General features: G+C 71.6%; 21 protein-coding genes. 12 read left to right on the plus strand and 9 right to left on the minus strand.

The window, feature by feature from the left end; all coding sequences use genetic code 11:
* The first annotated feature begins 33 nt into the window (after positions 1-33).
* On the plus strand, positions 34-951 hold the full coding sequence (locus ACYVIP_RS22720; RefSeq protein WP_460399506.1) for a DNA-3-methyladenine glycosylase family protein: 918 nt from the start codon (positions 34-36) through the stop codon (positions 949-951).
* A gap of 139 nt (positions 952-1,090) precedes the next feature.
* Here ACYVIP_RS22720 and ACYVIP_RS22725 read toward each other — a convergent pair whose 3' ends face one another.
* Complete coding sequence (locus ACYVIP_RS22725) at positions 1,091-3,895, minus strand: aconitate hydratase (RefSeq protein ID WP_460399508.1); 2,805 nt, start codon at positions 3,893-3,895, stop codon at positions 1,091-1,093.
* Positions 3,896-3,973: 78 nt separating this feature from the next.
* On the opposite strand from ACYVIP_RS22725, the gene ACYVIP_RS22730 reads away from it, so the two are divergent.
* Positions 3,974-4,360, plus strand: coding sequence for a VOC family protein (locus ACYVIP_RS22730; protein WP_460399510.1), 387 nt, complete (start codon positions 3,974-3,976; stop codon positions 4,358-4,360).
* A gap of 62 nt (positions 4,361-4,422) precedes the next feature.
* On the opposite strand, the gene ACYVIP_RS22735 is transcribed toward ACYVIP_RS22730, so the two are convergent.
* Positions 4,423-5,895 (minus strand): flagellar basal body protein FliL, encoded by a 1,473-nt coding sequence (locus ACYVIP_RS22735; protein WP_460399512.1) that lies wholly within the window; start codon positions 5,893-5,895, stop codon positions 4,423-4,425.
* A 303-nt stretch (positions 5,896-6,198) separates the two neighbouring features.
* Between ACYVIP_RS22735 and ACYVIP_RS22740 the strand changes: the two genes are divergently transcribed.
* Positions 6,199-7,536: an NlpC/P60 family protein gene (locus ACYVIP_RS22740; RefSeq protein WP_460399514.1), complete on the plus strand. Its 1,338-nt coding sequence runs from the start codon at positions 6,199-6,201 to the stop codon at positions 7,534-7,536.
* A 12-nt stretch (positions 7,537-7,548) separates the two neighbouring features.
* On the opposite strand, the gene ACYVIP_RS22745 is transcribed toward ACYVIP_RS22740, so the two are convergent.
* The 3 genes from ACYVIP_RS22745 to ACYVIP_RS22755 form a co-directional block, all read right to left on the minus strand.
* On the minus strand, positions 7,549-7,794 hold the full coding sequence (locus ACYVIP_RS22745; protein WP_460399516.1) for a hypothetical protein: 246 nt from the start codon (positions 7,792-7,794) through the stop codon (positions 7,549-7,551).
* 8 nt (positions 7,795-7,802) lie between these two features.
* Complete coding sequence (locus tag ACYVIP_RS22750) at positions 7,803-8,750, minus strand: VOC family protein (protein ID WP_460399518.1); 948 nt, start codon at positions 8,748-8,750, stop codon at positions 7,803-7,805.
* Between the two features lie 82 nt (positions 8,751-8,832).
* Entirely contained in the window at positions 8,833-9,456 is a 624-nt protein-coding gene (locus ACYVIP_RS22755) for a TetR/AcrR family transcriptional regulator (RefSeq protein ID WP_460399520.1), read from the minus strand.
* Between the two features lie 46 nt (positions 9,457-9,502).
* On the opposite strand from ACYVIP_RS22755, the gene ACYVIP_RS22760 reads away from it, so the two are divergent.
* A complete protein-coding gene (locus tag ACYVIP_RS22760) occupies positions 9,503-9,946 on the plus strand; it encodes a DUF6640 family protein (RefSeq protein ID WP_460399522.1) in 444 nt (147 codons plus the stop codon).
* Here ACYVIP_RS22760 and ACYVIP_RS22765 read toward each other — a convergent pair.
* Positions 9,936-11,159, minus strand: coding sequence for an oxidoreductase (locus tag ACYVIP_RS22765; RefSeq protein WP_460399524.1), 1,224 nt, complete (start codon positions 11,157-11,159; stop codon positions 9,936-9,938). The two genes, ACYVIP_RS22760 and ACYVIP_RS22765, sit on opposite strands and share 11 nt — an antisense overlap.
* Before the next feature lie 60 nt (positions 11,160-11,219).
* Here ACYVIP_RS22765 and ACYVIP_RS22770 point away from each other — a divergent pair, with 60 nt between their 5' ends.
* Positions 11,220-11,786, plus strand: coding sequence for a TetR/AcrR family transcriptional regulator (locus ACYVIP_RS22770; RefSeq protein ID WP_460399526.1), 567 nt, complete (start codon positions 11,220-11,222; stop codon positions 11,784-11,786).
* Here ACYVIP_RS22770 and map read toward each other — a convergent pair whose 3' ends face one another.
* Complete coding sequence (gene map / locus ACYVIP_RS22775) at positions 11,787-12,581, minus strand: type I methionyl aminopeptidase (protein WP_460399528.1); 795 nt, start codon at positions 12,579-12,581, stop codon at positions 11,787-11,789.
* An 86-nt stretch (positions 12,582-12,667) separates the two neighbouring features.
* On the opposite strand from map, the gene ACYVIP_RS22780 reads away from it, so the two are divergent.
* From ACYVIP_RS22780 to ACYVIP_RS22810, 7 genes are all read left to right on the plus strand, one after another.
* A complete protein-coding gene (locus tag ACYVIP_RS22780) occupies positions 12,668-12,934 on the plus strand; it encodes a helix-turn-helix transcriptional regulator (protein ID WP_460399530.1) in 267 nt (88 codons plus the stop codon).
* A 79-nt stretch (positions 12,935-13,013) separates the two neighbouring features.
* Complete coding sequence (locus ACYVIP_RS22785; RefSeq protein ID WP_460399533.1) at positions 13,014-14,078, plus strand: AAA family ATPase; 1,065 nt, start codon at positions 13,014-13,016, stop codon at positions 14,076-14,078.
* Positions 14,079-14,137: 59 nt separating this feature from the next.
* Entirely contained in the window at positions 14,138-15,037 is a 900-nt protein-coding gene (locus ACYVIP_RS22790; protein ID WP_460399680.1) for a DUF58 domain-containing protein, read from the plus strand.
* A 9-nt stretch (positions 15,038-15,046) separates the two neighbouring features.
* Entirely contained in the window at positions 15,047-16,030 is a 984-nt protein-coding gene (locus tag ACYVIP_RS22795) for a VWA domain-containing protein (RefSeq protein ID WP_460399682.1), read from the plus strand.
* Between the two features lie 132 nt (positions 16,031-16,162).
* Positions 16,163-16,867, plus strand: coding sequence for a 3-oxoacyl-ACP reductase FabG (gene fabG / locus ACYVIP_RS22800; protein ID WP_460399684.1), 705 nt, complete (start codon positions 16,163-16,165; stop codon positions 16,865-16,867).
* 51 nt (positions 16,868-16,918) lie between these two features.
* Complete coding sequence (fabI, locus tag ACYVIP_RS22805) at positions 16,919-17,686, plus strand: enoyl-ACP reductase FabI (RefSeq protein ID WP_460399535.1); 768 nt, start codon at positions 16,919-16,921, stop codon at positions 17,684-17,686.
* The gene (locus tag ACYVIP_RS22810; protein ID WP_460399537.1) at positions 17,686-18,711 is read left to right on the plus strand and encodes a ferrochelatase; all 1,026 of its coding nucleotides are present in this window, start codon (positions 17,686-17,688) and stop codon (positions 18,709-18,711) included. The genes fabI and ACYVIP_RS22810 overlap by 1 nt, the downstream gene beginning before the upstream one ends.
* Here ACYVIP_RS22810 and ACYVIP_RS22815 read toward each other — a convergent pair.
* Both ACYVIP_RS22815 and ACYVIP_RS22820 read right to left on the minus strand, forming a co-directional pair.
* On the minus strand, positions 18,693-19,271 hold the full coding sequence (locus ACYVIP_RS22815) for a hypothetical protein (protein WP_460399539.1): 579 nt from the start codon (positions 19,269-19,271) through the stop codon (positions 18,693-18,695). The two genes, ACYVIP_RS22810 and ACYVIP_RS22815, sit on opposite strands and share 19 nt — an antisense overlap.
* Positions 19,272-19,276: 5 nt before the next feature.
* Positions 19,277-20,074 (minus strand): hypothetical protein, encoded by a 798-nt coding sequence (locus ACYVIP_RS22820; protein ID WP_460399541.1) that lies wholly within the window; start codon positions 20,072-20,074, stop codon positions 19,277-19,279.
* Positions 20,075-20,121 lie beyond the last annotated feature (47 nt).

The raw sequence follows: 20,121 nt of genomic DNA on the forward strand, positions 1-20,121 counted from the left end.
TTTCTGTCGGTGGCACCCGGCATAGTCATCGACATGACGTGGCACGACCTCACCTACCGGGGCCCCTTCGACCTGTCGGCGAGCACGCGCTTCCTGGAGGGCTTCGCCCCGGCCGCCCGCCCGGACGCCGCGGCGGTGGCCGGGGAGTTACGGCTGGCCTTCCCGGCCGCGCCGTCGTGGCGACCGGTCGGCGTGCTCGTGCGCCAACCCGAGCCGGACGGCCCGGTCCGCGCGCGCGTGTTCGGCGACCCGGCCGACGTGGCGCCGACGCTCGAGCACGTCCGCCGGATCCTGTCCCTGGACGTCGACGGCACCGGCTTCGCCGAGGTCGCGGCCGGCGATCCGGTGGTCGGCGCGTTGGTGGCCCGGTATCCGGGCCTGCGGCCGGTGAGCTTCCACTCGCCGTACGAGGCGGCGTGCTGGGCGATCATCGGCCATCGGATCAGGATGGCCCAGGCCGCCGCGATCAAACAGCGCCTGGCCGAACGGCTCGGCGAGGTGGTCGACGTGGCGGGGGTGGCGCTGGCGAGCTTCCCCGCGCCCGGCGCGTTGACCGAGCGGGTCCCGCTGGTCAGCGAGCTGAAGAGCGACCGCCTGCGCGCGATCGCGCGGGCCGCGCTCGACGGAGTGCTCGACGCCGCCACGCTGCGCTCGTCGCCGGATGCCCTGGCCACGCTGCGGGAGCTGCCCGGCATCGGACCGTTCTCGGCCGAGCTGATCCTGCTGCGGGGCGCGGGCGAGCCGGACGGCTTTCCCGCCACCGAGGGCAGGCTGCACGACGAGATGGCGCTGGCCTACGGCCTCACGGACCCGAAGCCGGCCGAACTCGCCACCATCGCGCAGCGTTGGCGTCCGTACCGGACGTGGGTGTCGCTCCTGCTACGCGCCAGCCGAGAGGAGGAGACCGCCGAGATCGCCACCGGCCGCCGAGTCAAACGCGCGGCGGGCTAGCGGCGAACGACTGCTGTGCTCGGCAACCGCGAATGGTCGCCTGGCCGGCGGGGCAGGCGCGTGGCCGCCAACGCGAACGGCCGCCGGACCCTCGGTGAGGGTGCGGCGGCCGTTCGGTCGGTGACTCAGCCTGGAACAGTTAGCGTTGGATCATCTTGCGCAGCACGTACTGCATGATGCCGCCGTTGCGGTAGTAGTCGGCCTCACCGGGGGTGTCGATGCGGACCACCGCGTCGAAGTCCACGGTGGTGCCGTCGGCGCGGGTCGCGTGGACCGCGACCGTGCGGGGGACGCCGCCGTCGTTCAGGGCCGTGATGCCGGAGATGTCGAAGGTCTCCGTGCCGTCGAGGCCGACCGACGACGCCGTCTGCCCGTCGGGGAACTGCAATGGCAGCACGCCCATGCCGATCAGGTTCGACCGGTGGATGCGCTCGAAGGACTCGGCGATCACCGCGCGCGCGCCGAGCAGCGCCGTGCCCTTGGCCGCCCAGTCACGCGACGAGCCGGACCCGTACTCCTTGCCGGCCAGGATCACCAGCGGCACGCCCGCCTCGGCGTAGGCGACCGACGCGTCGTAGATCGTGGTCTGCTCGCCGCCGGCGAGGAAGTTCCTGGTGAAGCCACCCTGCACGTCGTCGAGCAGCAGGTTGCGCAGCCGGATGTTGGCGAACGTGCCGCGGATCATCACCTCGTGGTTGCCGCGCCGGGAACCGTAGGAGTTGAAGTCCTTGCGGGCCACGCCGTGCTCGGTCAGGTAGCTGCCGGCGGGGGAGTCCTGCTTGATCGACCCGGCGGGGGAGATGTGGTCGGTGGTCACCGAGTCGCCAAGCAGCGCGAGCACCCTGGCGCCCGCGATGTCGGTCACCGGCGACGGCTCCCTGGTCATGCCGTCGAAGTACGGTGGCTTGCGCACGTAGGTCGAGTCGCCCGCCCACTCGAAGGTCTTGCCGGTCGGCGTCGGCAGCGACTGCCAGCGCTCATCGCCGGCGAACACGTCCGCGTAGCCCTTGGTGAACATCTCCGAGGAGATCGCCGAGGCCACCACGTCCTGCACCTCCTGCGGCTCGGGCCAGATGTCCCGCAGGTACACCGGCTCACCGTGCTGGTCGGTGCCAAGCGGCTCGGTCGTGATGTCCTTGTCCATCGACCCGGCCAGCGCGTAGGCGACCACCAGCGGCGGCGAGGCGAGGTAGTTCATCTTGATGTCCGGGTTGATCCGGCCCTCGAAGTTGCGGTTGCCCGACAGCACCGACACCACCGCGAGGTCCGCGTCGTTCACCGCCGCCGAGATCTCCTCCTGCAGCGGGCCGGAGTTGCCGATACACGTGGTGCAGCCGTAGCCGACCAGGTGGAACCCGAGCTTCTCCAGGTAGGGCATCAGCCCGGCGCGCGCGTAGTAGTCCATGACCACCTTGGACCCCGGCGCGAGCGTGGTCTTCACCCACGGCTTGCTGGTCAGGCCCTTCTCCACGGCCTTCTTCGCCAGCAGCGCCGCGCCGATCATCACCGACGGGTTGGAGGTGTTGGTGCAGGAGGTGATCGCCGCGATCGCGACCGCGCCGTGGTCGAGCTCGAAGGTCGCGCCGTCGACGGTGCACGGGGTCGGGCGGCTGGCCCGGCCGTCGGCGCCCTCGGCCGCGGTGTGCCAGTCGGTCGGCTTGCCGCCGTTGTCGTCGGCGGAGGACGCGGCCGGCGAGTCCGAGGCCGGGAACGACTCGGCCGACGCCTCGTCCACAGAGGACAGGGCGACGTCCTTGGTGTACGCGCCGAGCGCGCCGCGGAAGGCCGGCTTGGCGTCCGACAGCGCGATCCGGTCCTGCGGGCGCTTCGGCCCGGCGATCGACGGGACCACGGTGCCCAGGTCGAGCGTGAGCCGCTCGGAGTACAGCGGCTCCGCGCCCGCGTCGTGCCACAGGCCCTGTTCCTTGGCATACGCCTCGACCAGCGCCAGCTGCCCGGCCGAGCGGCCGGTGAACTTCAGGTAGTCCAGGGTCTGGTCGTCGATCGGGAAGATCGCGCAGGTGGAGCCGAACTCGGGGCTCATGTTGCCGATGGTGGCGCGGTTGGCCAGCGGCACCGAGGACACGCCGGCGCCGTAGAACTCGACGAACTTGCCGACCACCCCGTGCTCGCGCAGCATCTCGGTGATCGTGAGCACCAGGTCGGTGGCCGTCGCGCCCGGCGGCAGCTCGCCGTCGAGCTTGAACCCGACCACCCTCGGGATCAGCATCGACACCGGCTGGCCGAGCATCGCGGCCTCGGCCTCGATGCCGCCGACGCCCCAGCCGAGCACGCCGAGGCCGTTGACCATCGTGGTGTGGCTGTCGGTGCCGACCAGCGTGTCCGGGTAGGCCTGCCCGTTGCGGGTCATCACCACGCGGGCGAGGTGCTCGATGTTGACCTGGTGCACGATCCCGGTGCCCGGCGGCACGACCTTGAACTCGTCGAACGCCGACTGGCCCCAGCGCAGGAACTGGTAGCGCTCGCGGTTGCGCTCGTACTCGAGGTCGACGTTGCGCTCGAAGGCGTCCGGCCTGCCGAAGATGTCGGCGATCACCGAGTGGTCGATGACCAGCTCGGCCGGCGCGAGCGGGTTGACCTTCTCCGGGTCGCCGCCAAGCGCGGTGACCGCCTCGCGCATGGTGGCCAGGTCGACCACGCACGGCACGCCGGTGAAGTCCTGCATGACCACCCGGCCGGGGGTGAACTGGATCTCCGTGGACGGCTCGGCCTTCGGGTCCCACCCGGCGAGCGCGCGCACGTGCTCGTCGGTGATGTTGACCCCGTCCTCGGTACGCAGCAGGTTCTCCAGCAGGATCTTCAGGCTGTAGGGCAGACGCTGCGCGCCGCTGACCGCGTCGAGCCGGAACACCTCGTGCGAGGCATCGCCGACGGTCAGCGATTGGCGGGCGCCGAAGGTGTCCTTGCTTGCTGGTGCGGTCACGAGCTACTCCATCTGGCTGGTGGTGGCCTGGTCGGGAACGATCTCTCTGGCCCAAACAGTACGCTTGTCCTGTATTCGATGCCACGGGAGGTCGCCCTCATGCTGCACCACGTCCAGATCGCCGCGCCCGCTGGTAGTGAAGATCGGTTGCGCGAGTTCTACGTCGGCGTGCTCGGCTGGCACGAGCTGCCCAAGCCGCCGCCGCTGGTCGCGGCCGGTGGCTGCTGGTTCCGGGTGCCGGGGCGGGGTGGGCCGGACGGGGAACTGCACGTCGGCATCGAGGAGGACTTCCGCCCGGCGCGCAAGGCGCACCCGGCGTTCGTGGTCGACGTCGACGTCATCGCGGCCGCCGTCGAGCGTGCCGGCCACGAGGTCCGCTGGGCCGATCCGACCCAGATCCCGGGGCGCCGCCGCTTCCACACCAACGACCCCTGCGGCAACCGGCTCGAGTTCCTGGACGGCTGAGAAGCGAACGGCCCGGCTCCCGCGAACGGGAACCGGGCCTTCGCCGGGGTAGGACGTCGGGTTTACTGCTGCATGCTCACCAGGGCGAGCACGTCCTCGGCGGTCAGGTCGCTGATCGCCGACAGGCCCAGCTCGGTGTAGGAGCGGATCGGGCTGACGTACCACTTGCCGTCGAACTCGGTGGCGACCACGCCGGTGTTCTTCATGAACCCGGACATCAGGTTGGTGACCGCCTGCTGCTGCTCGGGCGTCAGGCCGCTCTCGCCGAGCTGCGTGGCGACGTCGTCGGCACACATCGGCTGGGACTCGCCCTGCATCTCCACGACGTAGCAGTCGCCGTCCTTGGCCACCTTGAGCGTTTCGCCCTCGACGGTGACCTCCAGCTCGGAGAGCAGCACCTTCTTGCCGCCGCTCTCCGCGTCGGTCACCTCGGTCTGCAGGTTCGCGATCTCCACGCCGGCGGCCGGTGCGGGCGGCGTGCCCATCATCTCCAGCAGCGCCGGGCCGGCGTCGTGCAGCGCGCCCATCTCGTCCGGCGGCAGCAGCTCGATCACGCGCTCGATGTCCGAGCTCATCGCCGCCTGCACCATCTCCTTGACCGCGGCCTCGGCGTCCTCGCCGCCGTTGTTGGCGATCGGCGTCTTCGGCCACTCCGCCCCGGCATCGAGCAGGGCGTAGTCCGCGACGCTGTAGAACAGGCTCGGGTACCACTCGCCGTCGACGTTCACCGTGGCGATCCGGATCGGCTCACCGGTCTCCCGGACGACCTCGGCGATGTCGACCTGCTCGTCGGTGGCCTGCCCCTGCACGCCCTCGGGGAACGCCGCGTTCATGAACTCCTCGGTGAACGGCAGCTCGCTGGCGTCCGCGTGTAAGGAGATCGTGCCGCCGACCAGCTTGGTGATGGTCAGGTGGTCGTTGACCTTCTCCGCCTTCTTGTCGTCGTACTTGAGGTCCTTGGCCTCGACCGACGCGCCGTGCAGCTGGTTGGGGTCGGCGTCCTGCTTGTAGACCTCGAGCTCCTTGAGCCGCTCGGTCGACTTGGCGTTGAAGTCGACCAGCAGCGCGGACTCCGCGGGCGTCAGGCTCTCCAGCACGCCGAGCACGTCGCCCTGGCTGAGGCTGTTGACCAGGTTGCTCGCCGCGTCGGTCGGGCTGGCCTGGCCGCCGGGGGCGCTGTCGCCGTCCCGGTTCAGCATGAAGATCGTCGCGCCGACGCCGACGGCGACCACCAGGACCGCGGCCACCGCGCCGATGATCGGGCCCTTGCCCCGCTTCTTCGGCGGGACCGGCGGCTGCGGGTAACCCGGTCCGAAACCCGGCGCCGGCTGGTAGCCGGGCTGGGTCGGCTGCGGGCCGGTCTGGTAGCCGGGTTGCTGCGGGTAGCCACCCTGCGCTTGACCACCCTGCTGGGGGTAACCCTGTTGGGGGTAGCCGCCTTGCTGTGGAAATCCCGGCTGCGCGGGGAACGGCCCACTGCCCGGCTGGTTCGGATCGTTTGGCTGCCACGCGCCGCCTGAACCTGGATAGGTCACGGTTCCCCTCCTGCGTCTCCGGCCGCGCACTCGCGTCGACCGGCGAGATCTGGCTCTGCTTCGCCATGCCTATGACGGTCCCTGGCAGGCCGATGGTTCCGCCAATTATCACTAATGCGGTGATTTCGGTAGCGGGCGACCCCCCGACACTCAGCACTTTCTTTCGTCACTCTCCGTGTTCCCTGTTTGTCCCATATGGGTGAATGTTGTCCAAAGTGGACGTGGTTCTGGTGTTGCGTTTGGTACGAAAGAGACCACAGCGACACCTGTGGTCGCGTTTAGGCGGGGGAGGTCGGTCCGGAGATGGGCGTCAGGCGGTTGGTGGCCACGGCCGCGGCAGTCGTGCTTGTGCTGGGGTTGGGTGGACAGCGCGCGGTCGCCGTGCCGCCACCGCCGCCGAACCCGAGCGACGCCGAGATCGGCGAGAGCACGGCGACCGTGGACGCCAGGGCCACCAGGGTCGGGCAGCTGACCAACGAGGTCGCCAAGGCCGAAGCCCTGCTGATGGCCATGCGGGCCGAGGCGGGACTCAAGCTGGAGGACGCCAACAAGGCCATCGTCGACCTGCGGATGGCCGAGGACGCGGTGGTCAGGGCGATGGCCGACGCGCAGGCCGCGGACCTCGCCGCGGACCTCGCCGCCGCCGACGTGGACAACGCCCGCCGGGCGCTCGACGAGTTCGCCGCCAGCAGCTACCGGCAGGGCAGCACGCTCGGCTCGCTGTCGGCCTACCTCGGCGCGACCTCACCCAGGGACGTCCTCGACCGCGCCCAGCTGCTGAACGCGCTCGCCGACAGCGAACTGGACTCCCTCGACGACATCGAGGTCGCCCGCACCGCCAAGGCCAACAAGGACTCCGCGGCCAGAGCGGCGCTCGCGGTCGCCGACGACCAGCAGGCGCGGGCCCGGCAGGCCAAGGCCGCCGCCGACACGGCGGTGGCCGCCGCCCAGCGGGCGCAGCGGGACCAGGTCGCCGAGACCGCGCGGATCGAGGCACTGGTCGCGCAGGCCGAGCAGCGGCTGGTCCAGGCACAGGCCGAGGTTGGTGGGCTGGAGACCCAGCGGCAGCGCTACCAGGAGTGGCTCGCGGCCAAGCAACGCGAGGACGAGGCTGCGGCCCTGGCCCTGGCCAATGCGCAGGCGGCCGACGCGCAGGAGACCGCCGAGGAGCCCGTCCAGGTGTCGGCGCCCCAGCCGGCGCCGACGCGGCCGTCCGCGCCCGTCTCGGTCAACACGGTGATCAACCGGGCGCTGTCCCAACAGGGTGTGCCGTACGCGTGGGGCGGCGGCGACGCCGACGGGCCGACCCGCGGCATCCGCGACGGCGGGGTCGCCGACGCGCACGGCGACTACAACAAGATCGGGTTCGACTGCTCCGGCCTGATGATCTACGCCTTCGCCGCCGCCGGTGTCACCCTGCCGCACTACAGCGGCTACCAGCACGAGGCGGGGCGCAAGGTGCCGTTGAGTCAGAAACGGCCGGGGGACATGCTGTTCTGGGCCACCGGCGGGCGGATCCACCATGTCGCGCTCTACCTCGGCTCCGGGCAGATGGTCGAGGCCCCGTACTCCGGCTCGCACGTGCGGGTCACCTCGGTCCGCTACGGCGGCATCGTCTCCCAGGTCACCCGCCTGCTCTGAACCGTGCGCGGGTCACTCCGCGCCCCACAGCATGAACGGCACCTCGCGCGCCCGCCGCCCGTGCTCGCCCGAGGTCTCCGCGATCCGCGCCAGCACCAGCCGGAACTCCGCCCGGTCGGCATCGCTCATGGCGCTCAGCTCGTGGCTGATCCCCTCGACGCCGCGCACGGCCGCGTCCGGGTCGATCTCGTCGTCCCCGGCGTGTTCGAGGAACATCAGCGCCTCGACGATCGCCCGCACCAGCGGCGTGTGGTCCATACCGGGACTCAACCCCGGAAGGCGATGGCGGCGCCGAACGCGGCGGTGGCCGAGACGAACGCGTCGCCGGCCGGGGTCCGGCGCAGCGGGATCCGGTTGTCCCGCAGAAGGACCGTGGTCGCGGCCAGGTCCTGGACGGCGACCGTGCACGCGACGATGGCGGGTAGCGCGGGGGCGTGCTCGCCGGGCAGCAGCGCGCGCAGCCCGGAGGCGGGTACGAGGGTGAGCGTTGTCCCGCCGAGGTCGAAGACCCGCGCGGGCCCTTCTTCTCGGGGTGCCCGGCCGAGGTAACGCTCGTAGCGCGCGCCGACGGCGTCCAGCTCGGTGTCGGCGACGCAGAGCGTGGCGTCGACGAGACCGACGGCGCCGTTGGGGTGGTCGGCCAGCCGGGTGGCCTGGATCCGTGGGTCCAGGTCCGCGACCAGGCCGATCCTGCCTTCGGCCACCACTCCCGGCGCCTCGCCGTCGATCTCCAGGTAGCGGACGGTCTCGACCTCGGTGCCGGCCGGGCGACGCACCGTGTGCACGCCGCCATGCCGCACCCCGGCGGTGGTCAGCCGCGCGGCGGTGGCGTCGATGTCGGAGGCGGAGAACATCAGGATGTGCAGGCCCTCGAAGCGCTCCAGGCATGTCGCCAGGTTCGCGCTGGTGGCGTTGATCCGCTCCAGCAAGGTCGGCAGCACGTCGGGCGGGGCCTGCAGCGGGACGAGCCGCGCGTCGGTCGGGACCCGACCGTCGGCGGGGACGACGGTGGCCAGCTCGAGGAAGTCGCGCGGGAAGTCGGCATGGGTGTTGGCGGCGCCGAACGGCTGGGGGTCGCCACCTTCTCTCGGCGCCATCGCGGGGTAGCTGGGCGCGGGCACGGTGAAGCCAAGGCGCCGGTAGCGGTCGAGCGCGGCGGGCAGGTCGCGGACGACGTGACCGACATGGTGCAGGCGGAGGTGTTCGGGAGCCATGGCGGGCACCCTAAGCGGATGCCGGGTTCGAGGGCGGACCCCGTTCCCGCGCGTCCGGCAGGCACCCAGCATGCGGGTCCGGTCAGTTCGGGGACAGGTGCCGGCGGGCGGTCTCGACGGTGTCGAACAGCTCCGCGGTCAACGGTGTCAGCGAGGCCCGGACCTCGTCGGCCGGCTCGCCGGCCAGCAGCCGGCGCTGGAACTCCCCGTCCAGCACCCGGTCGACGGCCGACGCGAAGCCCGCCACCAGCCGGGGGAGCGGCGCGTCGCTCTGCTCGGCCAACGTGCTGGCCAGCAGGTCCTCGCGGTCCCGGCGCAGCTCCAGCTCCCGGCCACGCAGCGCGGGGCTGGTGTCCAGCGTCCGCTGGTACTCGATGCTGTGGATGAGCAGGCCGGCGGCCTGGTAGTCGTCGAGTAGGCGCAGGTAGCCGCGGGCCAGGGCCTGTCCGATCGACTCGTCGGCGCGCCGCTCGCGGATCGCCGCGCTGGGCGCCGCCACGAAGCTGTCGCGCTCCTGGAAGAAGAGGTCCTCCTTCGTGGGGAAGTGGTTGAAGACCGTCTGCACCGCCACGTCGGCCTCCCTGGCGACCTCGGCGACGGTGACGGTGTCGAACCCGCGCGCGAGGAACAGCCGCATCGCGGCATCGCCGACGGCCTGTCGCGTCTGCCGCTTCTTGCGGTCGCGCCGCGTCGTCAGCTCACCCATGGGGTCAGCCTACTGGCACCAATAATGTAGTTACTACACTGATGTAGTGACTACAATTTCAAGGGTCCTGATCGGCCTGATGGCGGTCGTCACCGCCCTGGGTCCACTCCTGTTCGACCTGGTCCTGCACGACACCGCCCACGAGCACATCCACAACCCGGCCTGGCCCCCGCACGCCAAGTTCCACGACGCGCAGTACATGGTCATGGCGCTGCTCCTCGGACTGCTCGCGCTGGGCCTGCTCGCCCGCCGCCATGGTGATCCGCACGCCCGCCTGCTGCTGGCGGCCGGCATCGTGTCCGTGACCTGGGTCAGCATGTTTCCCGCGCTGCTGTTTCCCGACACCGCCACCTACGACCCGGAGTTCGTGCACGAGACCACGTTCGTCCTCGGCCTGCACGGGCAGCTGTTCATGGCCGTGGTCACCATCGTGGTCCTCGCCGTGGCGGTGGTCCTCGCCGTGGTGAGCCGCCGCAGGGTCAGCCGGTGAGCCAGCCGCGGTAGCGGCGCAGGGCGGCGCGCCGCCGCAGGCGTTCGCCGGCCAGCGCCAGGATCGGATGCGTGTGGCCGGCCGGGTCGTCCCTGCCCATTCTGGCCAGCCGGCACCGCACGCCTGCCTGGGTGGCGGCCGCCGCGAGCGCCTTGTCCCGCCAGCGCAGCGGCTCGACCTCGGCGGCGGCGTCCTCGCCGCGCAGCCAGCGTCGGGGCAGGTCGGGGTCGATGGCCAGCGCCGTGGCCATGCCGACCATGGCGGTGCCGCCGGCCAGCGCCCGCTCGGCCACCGGCCGGCGGCGGATGCCGCCGGTCACCATGATCGGCACGGTCGCGCCGGCGATGATCGCGGCCGCGGCGTCGAGGAAGTACGCCTCCCGCGCGAGGGTGCTGCCGTCGGCCGGGTGGCCGTGGGTGGCCAGGCTCTCCAGCGATCCGCCGGACAGCTCAACGAGGTCGACGGGGAACTCCGCGAGCATCGCCACGACCCGGGCGGCGTCCTCGGCGTCGAACCCGCCGCGCTGGAAGTCCGCGGTGTTCAGCTTGACGCCAACGGCGAACCGGTCGCCCACCTCGGCTCGGACGGCGGCGACGATGTCGCGCAGCAGCCGGGCCCGGTTGGCCAGGTCCCCGCCCCAGCGGTCCTGGCGCCGGTTGGTCAGCGGCGAGAGGAACTGGCTGATCAGGTAGCCGTGCGCGGCATGCAGCTGCACCCCGTCGAACCCCGCGGCCCTGGCCATCCGCGCGGTCGCGGCGAACCGCCCGACGACCTCGGCGATCCGCTCGGCGGTCATCGGCACCGGTCGCGGGTACAGCCGGGAGTAGCGGCCGACGTCCACCGCGACGTCGGAGGCGGACTGGACGACGCCGGGCATGTCGGCGGTCATCACCCGGCCGGGGTGGTTGAGCTGGAGCCACACCTGGCCATCGCCGGACCGGGCGGCGTTCGCCCACTGGCGGAACGGCGCCAGCGGCGTGTCCTGCTCCAGCACGATGTCTAAGGGATCGGCCAGCGCCCCCCGGTCCACCATGACGTGTCCGGTGATCATCAGACCGGCGCCGCCCCGCGCCCAGCGGCGGTAGAGCGTGGCCAGTTCGGCGCCGGGAAGCTGACCGTCGACGGCGAGGAACTCCTCCATCGCCGCCTTGGCGATCCGGTTGGGCAGGTGCTGGCCGCTGGCGAGCACCAGCGGGGTGTCGAGTGGGGTCACGAACGTCCTCCCGAATGTTGACACTGTCCATATTTACGGAACGATATGTACACTGTCAACATGAGTCGGTCGACCTACCACCACGGCGACCTGCGGGCGAGCCTGCTGACCGCCGCGCTGGACCTGGTGGAGACAGCGGGACCAGAGCAGCTGTCCCTGCGCGCGGTGGCCCGCCGGGCCGGGGTCTCGCCGAACGCGCCGTACAACCACTACGCGGACAAGGACGCCCTGCTCACGGCGCTGGCCACGCACAGCCTCGACCAGCTGCGGGCACGCATGCTCGACGCGATGGCCGCCGCCGAGCCCGGCGACGAGATCGTGGCCATCACCGTCGCCGCGGTGCGCCACGCGCTGGCCAACCCCGGCCTGCACCGGCTCACGGTCAGCCACCTGTGCGGCGACGATCCCCAGACCCGCGCGGCGGAGAACGCGGTGAAGGCCGTGGTGGCGGCCAGCGTGGCCACCAGCGAGGGCGACGCCGAGGCGCTCTGCACGGGTGTCTGGGCGCTGACCCAGGGCCTCACGCTGCTGCTGGCCGACGGCTCACTGAAGCCCCGGCCGGATCAGGACCTCGACGACCTCATCCGCGTGATCGTGACCACGACGCTCACCGCACGCGCCGGCTGATCACGCTGGGGTCGCGTCCGCGTGGCGGGGCAGGCGTTCGGTGAGGACCAGCGGGCCGTCGTCGGTGATCGCGATCGTGTGCTCGGAGTGGGCGGTGCGCGAGCCGTCGGCCGAGCGGATGGTCCAGCCGTCGCGGTCGAAGACGATCCGGTCGGTGGTGGCCGCGAACCACGGCTCGAGTGCCAGGGTCATGCCGGCGCGCAGCCGCAGGCCACGGCCGGCGCGGCCCTTGTTGGACACGTGCGGGTCCTCGTGCATCGTCCGGCCGAGGCCGTGGCCGCCGAACTCGGTGTTGACCGGGTAGCCGTGGCCGGTGGCGACCGCCTCGATCGCGGCGGAGATGTCGCCGAGCCGGTTGCCGGTTGTCGCGGCCGCGATACCGCTGGCCAGCGCCTCCTCGGTCGCGCGGAGCAGGCGCAGGTCCTCGTCGGCCGGGGTGCCGACGATGATGGTGCGGGCGGAGTCGGCGACCCAGCCGTCGATCCCGACCGCGAAATCCATGCTGAGGATGTCGCCGTCGCGCAGCACGTAGTCGTGGGGCATGCCGTGGAGCACCGCGTCGTTGACCGACAGGCAGATCACGTTGCGGAACGGTCCGTTGCCGAAGGACGGCGCGTAGTCCCAGTAGCAGGACTGCGCGCCGCGCTGGCGGATCCGGTCGCGGACGTGGTGTTCCAGGTCGAGCAGGTTGACGCCGACGTCGGCGAGGTCACCGAGCTCGGACAGGATGTGGGCGACGAACTGCCCGGTGACGTGCATCCGTTCGATCTCGGCCGGCGACTTCAACTCGATCATGAGCACCTTCACACCTCGTCCGTTGGTATAATAATACCCAACGTAGCACTTGCGGGTATTAAAATACCAACCGTACTCTGGGTGTCGTGGTTCGCAATCCGCTCACACCAGCACAGATCGAGGCCGGCAGGCGTCTCGGCGGGCTGCTGCGGGCAGCGCGCGCAGACCGCGATCTCGTCGACGTGGCGCAGGCGGCCGGCATGTCCCCGGAGACGTTGCGCAAGATCGAGACCGGTCGGCTGCCGACGCCCGCGTTCGGCACCATCGCCTGCCTCAGCGAGGTGCTCGACCTACCGATCCAGGACCTGGCCGCCGCCTGGCGCGACGGCCTACGCCTGGAAGCCGCCTCCTGACCACGGGCTTCACAGCCGTCATACCGTCAGTCCGGTTGGCTTGTACTCGGGAGAAGTGACGTTCACGAGGAGGTTGTCTGTGACCGAGCCGGCGGAGTCGGTGAACGGGAACGAGGCGAGTACACCCGCACGCGACGGCCAACTGCTCGAGCGCACCGTGTTCGAGGTCAAACGGGTCATCGTCGGCCAGGACCGGCTGGTCGAGCGGATGCTGGTCGGCCTGCTGTCCAAGGGACACCTGCTCATCGAGGGCGTGCCGGGCGTGGCCAAGACCCTCGCGGTGGAGACCTTCGCCAAGGTCGTCGGCGGCTCGTTCACCCGTGTGCAGTTCACCCCCGACCTCGTGCCGGCCGACATCCTCGGCACCCGGATCTACCGGCAGGGCAGTGAGAAGTTCGACGTCGAGCTGGGCCCGGTGGTGGCCAACTTCGTGCTCGCCGACGAGATCAACCGCGCGCCGGCCAAGGTGCAGTCGGCGATGCTGGAGGTGATGGCCGAGCGGCACGTGTCGATCGGCGGCCAGACCTTCCCCATGCCCAACCCGTTCCTCGTGCTGGCCACGCAGAACCCGATCGAGAACGAGGGCGTCTACCCGCTGCCGGAGGCGCAGCGCGACCGCTTCCTCTTCAAGATCATCGTGGACTACCCCTCCGCCGAGGAGGAGCGCGAGATCGTCTACCGGATGGGCGTCACGCCACCGGAGCCCCAGCAGGTGCTCAGCCCGGCCGAGCTGGTCCGGCTCCAGGACGTGGCCTCCCGGGTGTTCGTGCACCACGCGCTGGTCGACTACACCGTCCGGGTCGTGCTGGCCACCCGCACGCCGGTGGAGCACGGCCTGAGCGACGTCGCCGGCTGGGTCGCCTACGGCGCCTCCCCGCGCGCCAGCCTGGGCATCGTCTCCTCGGCCAGGGCACTCGCGCTGGTCCGCGGCCGGGACTACGTGCTGCCCCAGGACGTGGTCGACGTGGTGCCCGACGTGCTGCGCCACCGGCTGGTGCTGTCCTACGACGCGCTGGCCGACGGCGTGCCGCTCGACCACATCGTCTCCCGCGTGTTGCAGACCGTGCCGTTGCCGCAGGTCACCGCCCGGCCCCAGGCTGGCGGTGTGCAGCCGCCGCCGGTCGGAGTGGCCGGCATGCCGTGACCGGCAAGGACGGGTCCACGGCGACCGAGCGGGACCGGCCGGGCTGGGCGCCGCCGATCATGCAGGGCGAGCGGATGGAACACGGCCTGCGGCTGCTCGAGCTCGAGGTGCGCCGCCGGCTGGACGGTCTGCTGCAGGGCAACCACCTCGGCCTGGTCCCCGGGCCCGGCTCCGAGCCCGGCGAGGCCAGGGCCTACCAGCCGGGCGACGACGTGCGCCGGATGGACTGGGCGGTCACCGCCCGCACCACCGAGCCGCACATCCGGGAGACCGTCGCCGACCGCGAGCTGGAGACCTGGATCGTGGTCGACCTGTCCGGCAGCCTGTTCTTCGGCACCGCCGCGTGTGAGAAGCGCGACCTCGCGATCGCCGCGACGGCCGCGATCGCCCACCTCACCGGCGGCGGTGGCAACCGGCTCGGCGCGATCGTGGCCACCGGGGACAAGACCGTCCGGATCCCGCCGCGCGGCGGCCTCGCGCACGCTCGCGGCCTGATCCGCAAGGTCGCCGAGACCCCCCGCGCGCCCGAGGGTGTGCGCGGCGACCTGGCCGACGCGCTCGAACAGCTGCGCCGTCCACCACGCAGGCGCGGGCTGGCCGTGGTGGTCTCCGACTTCCTCGGCGACCTCGACTGGCAGCGGCCGCTGCGCGCGCTGTCCACCCGCCACGACCTGATCGCGGTCGAGGTGGTCGACCCGCGCGACGTCGACCTGCCCGACGTGGGCACCGTGGTGCTCGCCGACCCGGAGTCCGGGCGCCAACGCGAGGTGCACGCCTCGCCGTTGCTGCGCAAGGAGTTCGGCGCCGCGGCGGCCGAGCACCGGGCGATGGTCGCCGCCGGCGTGCGCCGGGCCGGTGGCGGGCACCTGGTGCTGCGCACCGACTCGGACTGGATCGCCGACACCGTTCGGTTCGTCGTCGCCAGGAAACGTCGCTGGTCGGGGGGAGGGGTGACCTGAGTGCTGAACCTGAGCTTCCGTAACTTCACCGCGCCCTGGTGGTTCCTGCTGCTGGTCGCGGTCGCGGTGATCGCCGTCGGCTACGTGGTCGTGCAGCGGATGCGCCGCCGGCGCACCATGCGCTTCACCAACCTCGAGCTGCTGGAACGGGTCATGCCCAAGCGGCAGGGCTGGGTTCGGCACGTGCCGCCGATCGTGCTGGTGATCTCGTTGATGCTGCTGACCACCGCGATGGCCGGGCCGACCGCCGAGCAGCGGGTGCCGCGCAACCGGGCCACCGTGATGCTGGTGATCGACGTCTCGCTGTCGATGGAGGCCACCGACGTCGAGCCGACCCGGCTGCGGGCCGCGCAGGACGCCGCGAAGGATTTCGTCACAGGGCTGACCCCGGGCATCAACCTCGGGCTGATCGCGTTCGCCGGTACCGCGACCGTGCTGGTCTCGCCGACGACCGACCGGGAGGGCGTGGCCAACGCGATCGACAACCTGCGCCTGGCCGAGTCCACCGCGACCGGGGAGGCCATCTTCGCCGCGCTGCAGGCCATCGACGGCTTCGCGCAGGTGATCAGTGGGGTCGAGGGCGCACCGCCGGCCAGGGTCGTGCTGATGACCGACGGCAAGCAGACCATCCCGACCGATGACGGCGACGACCCCCGGGGCGCGTTCACCGCGGCCAGGGCGGCGGCCGACGCGCAGGTCCCGGTGTCCACCATCTCCTTCGGCACCGAGACCGGCGAGGTGACCATCGACGGCAAGACCCAGCCGGTGCCCGTCGACGACGAGTCGATGCGCGAGATCGCCCGGCTCTCCGAGGGGGAGTTCTACCGGGCGGCCACCGCCGACCAGCTGCACCGGGTCTACGACACGCTGGGTGAGCAGATCGGGTACGAGACCAAGGACGCGGACGCCAGCAGACCCTGGTTGATGCTCGGCACGCTGGCCGCGTTGGCGGCGGCCGGGAGCGCGTTACTGGTCGGCCAACGGCTCCCCTGAGCACGCATACCAGTCGGTATGTAGGAAATGTCCGAAATCGATCAAGCGGCCGCTTGGCTCCCGCGCGCATGTGCGACTGCATGTGCCGATACCCTTGCGAGCGCACATATCGGCTTCCCGAGGAGTGGCGTGGTGGGACGTTCAGTGCTCGTTACCGGGGGTAATCGGGGAATCGGACTGTCGATTGCCCAGGCTTTCGTCGCGCAGGGGGACAAGGTCGCGGTGACCTACCGGGGCAAGCCCCCGCCGGACGGCCTGTTCGGCACTCGCTGTGACGTCACGGACACGGCCCAGGTGGACGCCGCGTTCACCGAGGTCGAGCAGCACCAGGGTCCGGTCGAGGTGTTGGTGTCCAACGCCGGCATCACCGACGACACGCTCCTGATGCGCATGGCCGAGGACCAGTTCACCCGGGTGCTGGACACCAACCTGACCGGTGCCTACCGGGTGGCCAAACGCGCCAGCAGGGGCATGCTGAAGGCCCGCTGGGGGCGGATGATCTTCATCTCCTCGGTGGTCGGCCTGACCGGCGGCCCCGGCCAGATCAACTACGCCGCCAGCAAGGCCGGGCTGATCGGCGTGGCCCGCTCGATCGTGCGCGAGATGGGCAACCGCAACATCACCGCCAACGTCGTCGCTCCCGGTTTCGTCAGCACCGACATGACCGACGCGGTGTCCGACGAGCGGCGGGAGCTGATCCTGGCCCAGGTCCCGGCCGGTCGCTACGGGCGTACCGACGAGATCGCCGCCTCGGTCACCTTCCTGGCCTCCGACCTCGCCGGCTACATCACCGGCGCGATCCTGCCGGTGGATGGCGGCCTGGGTATGGGGCACTGACCGGGCCTGACAGACTGATGCCCTCCATTTGACCTAACAGGAGGGACGGACGTGACCGGTCTGCTCGAGGGGAAGCGCCTGCTCATCACCGGAGTCATCACGGACGCGTCGATCGCGTTCCACGCGGCGCGGATGGCCCAGGAGCAGGGAGCGAGCGTGGTGCTCACCGGTTTCGGCCGGATGAGCCTGGTCGAGCGGATCGCCAAGCGACTGCCGAAGCCGGCGCCCGTGATCGAGCTGGACGTGCAGAACGACGACCAGCTCGCCACCCTGGCCGACCGGGTCCGCGAGCACACCGACGGGCTGGACGGCATCCTGCACTCGATCGCCTTCGCCCCGCAGACCTGCCTCGGCGCGCCGTTCATGGACGCCCCGCGAGCCGATGTGTCCACGGCCTTCGAGGTCACGGCGTACTCGTTCAAGTCGTTGACCGTGGCCCTGCTGCCGCTGCTGTCCGACCGCGCCTCGGTGGTCGGCATGGACTTCGACGCCAGGGTCGCCTGGCCGGCCTACAACTGGATGGGCGTCTCGAAGGCGGCGCTGGAGTCGGTCAACCGCTACCTGGCGCGTGACCTCGGCCCGCAGGGCATCCGGGTGAACCTGATCTCCGCCGGCCCGCTGAAGACCATGGCCGCCAAGTCGATCCCCGGCTTCGAAGGGCTGGAGGCGGGCTGGGACGGCCGCGCGCCGCTCGGCTGGGACGCCGAGGACGCGACCCCGGTCGCCAAGTCCATCTGCGCGCTGTTGTCCGACTGGCTGCCGGCCACGACCGGATCGATGATCATGGTCGACGGCGGTGTGCACATGTTGGGCCAGTGATGGACGCGCTGCTCTGGTTGTCCTTCGGCGGCCCGGACCGGCCCGAGGACGTGCGGCCGTTCCTGGAGAACGTGACGCGCGGCCGGGGCGTGCCGCCCGAACGGCTCGACGAGGTCGAACACCACTACCTGTCCTTCGGCGGTGTGTCCCCGATCAACCAGCTCAACCGGTCGGCGATCGCCGCCACCGAGGCCGCGCTGCACCGGCAGGGGATCGACCTGCCGGTGTACTTCGGCAACCGCAACTGGCATCCGCTGGTCGAGGACACCCTGGCGCGGATGCGCGCCGACGGGGTGGCCCGGGCGCTGGTCTTCCCGACCAGCGCCTACGGCGGCTACTCGGCGTGCCGCCAGTACGACGAGGACATCGAGCGCGCCCGCGCGGCGGTCGGCGACGGGGCGCCGGAACTGGTGAAGCTGCGGCAGTTCTTCGACCACCCGCTGTTCGTCGAGGCGTTCGCGGACGCGGTGGTCGCGGCGGCCGCCGGCTTCACCGACTACCGGCTGGTGTTCACCGCGCACTCGGTGCCCCTGGCCGCGGACGCCGCCTCCGGTCCGCCCGAGGAGGGCGGCGGGCGGTACTCCCGCCAGGTGGCCGAGGCGTCCCGGCTGATCGCCGAGGCGGTCGGCGCGCCCGACCACGACGTGGTGTGGCAGTCCCGGTCGGGGCCGCCGCAGGTGCCGTGGCTGGAGCCGGACATCCTGGACCACCTGGACGCGTTGGCGGGCAAGGGTGTCCAGGCGGTCGTGGTGTGCCCGGTCGGGTTCGTCAGCGACCACCTCGAGGTCGTCTGGGACCTGGACACCGAGGCCGCGGCGAAGGCCGCCGAGCACGGCATGGGCTTCGCCAGGGCGGCCTGCCCCAGCGGGGACGAGCGGTTCGCCGACCTCGTGGTCGAGCTGGTCGGCGAGCACATCGCGGACCGGCCGGCGCGGAAGCTGTCGGCGTTCCCGGCCGCGGGCTGCACGGTCAACGGCGCCCCGTGCGCGCCCGGCTGCTGCGCGCCTCAGCGCCGGGCCAGGTAGGCCTCGCCGCGCGGGGAGAGCCGGTAGCCGACCTCCAGGCTCAGGGTGAGGCCGAGGTTCTTGAGCTTGCGCACGTCCACCTTGAACGGGAGCATCTCGCGGCCGAACTCCTCGGCGAGGTCGCCCGCGCGCACCGCCGGCCTGCGCCGAATGATGTCCAATGTGGACTCCGTCCACGGGCCGTGGGTGCTGGCCGCGTCCAGCCTGGCCAGCCTGCGGGAGATCTCCTCGACGTCCGCTGTGGACAGCGCGGCGTCGGCGGCCAGCAGCGCGCGCGGGTCCGGCTCGTCGGTGTGGTGCAGCCGCAACAGGTACACCGGATCGCCGGCCGACCCGCGCAGGTCGGCGACCACCGCGGCGACCGAGGCGTACCCGGCGGCGACGGCGTCCTTCTTGCGGATCCGCGACGGCGGCACGACCTCGACCGAGTCGACCACCACCCGCCCGGCGGTGGTCCGGTAGACGTTGCCCGCGGTGACCTGCCGACGCCGCCAGCGCCGGAACATCACGGTGATCGACCCGTTCTGGATGCCCTCGTGCAGGCGCTTCTCGATCAGCACCGCGCCTACAGGCGGCCCGCGTGGTCGGCCAGCGTGCGCACGGCGTCCGCGACCGCGGCACACCTGGCGGTGCGCACCGCGTGGAACAGCGGACGCAGCGCCTCGGCCCGCTTGTGCGCGGCGGACGCGGACAGCGCGCCGCCCGGCTCGTCCTCCATCGCCAGCTCCAGGATCGAGGCCACCTCGGCGGCCCTGGCCAGCACCCGCACCGCGCGCTGGGGCATCGCCTCCGGCCAGCTGGCCTTGGTCCGCTCGGCGATCCTGGCCTGCAACTCCTCGCGCACGCCGGTGCGCTTCTTGGCCACGCCGAGCTCGATCAGCATGCCGGCGGCCACCCGCATCGCACCGGTCAGCTCGTGCTCGGCCTCGCCGAGCGGCACGTTCGCCGCCGGCGGCAGCTGGGTGATGTCGAACACCGTCCAGCGCATGATCCCGGTGTCCACCCGGCCGACCCGCTCCGGCACGATGCCCAGCCCGTCGAGCACGACCGCCTCGCCGGAGCGCAGCGCCTCGGAGGCGAAGGGGCTCGGCCCGCCGAGGCCGCGCACGTCGCCGGGCACCGGCATCGCCAGTTGGGCGGCGTCCGCGCCGGCTCTGCGCAGGGCGGCCAGCAGGGTGGCGAGTCCGGCGCCGGGGGTACCACGTTCGGGGAGCTCCAGGGAGGCCGCCAGCCGCTCGTCCGCGGCGACCACCTCGTGCGACTCGGCCCAGCACTGCAGGGCATCGAGCACATCATCGGCGGCGGCGGAGCCACTCAACCACGCCGAGGACCACACCGCCATTGTCGCGCTGGGTGATGACACGATCCAGAGATTACGCGACCAGGGTTACCACCCGTTCGGGGTGGGTG

This window comes from Actinophytocola sediminis (assembly GCF_054779715.1).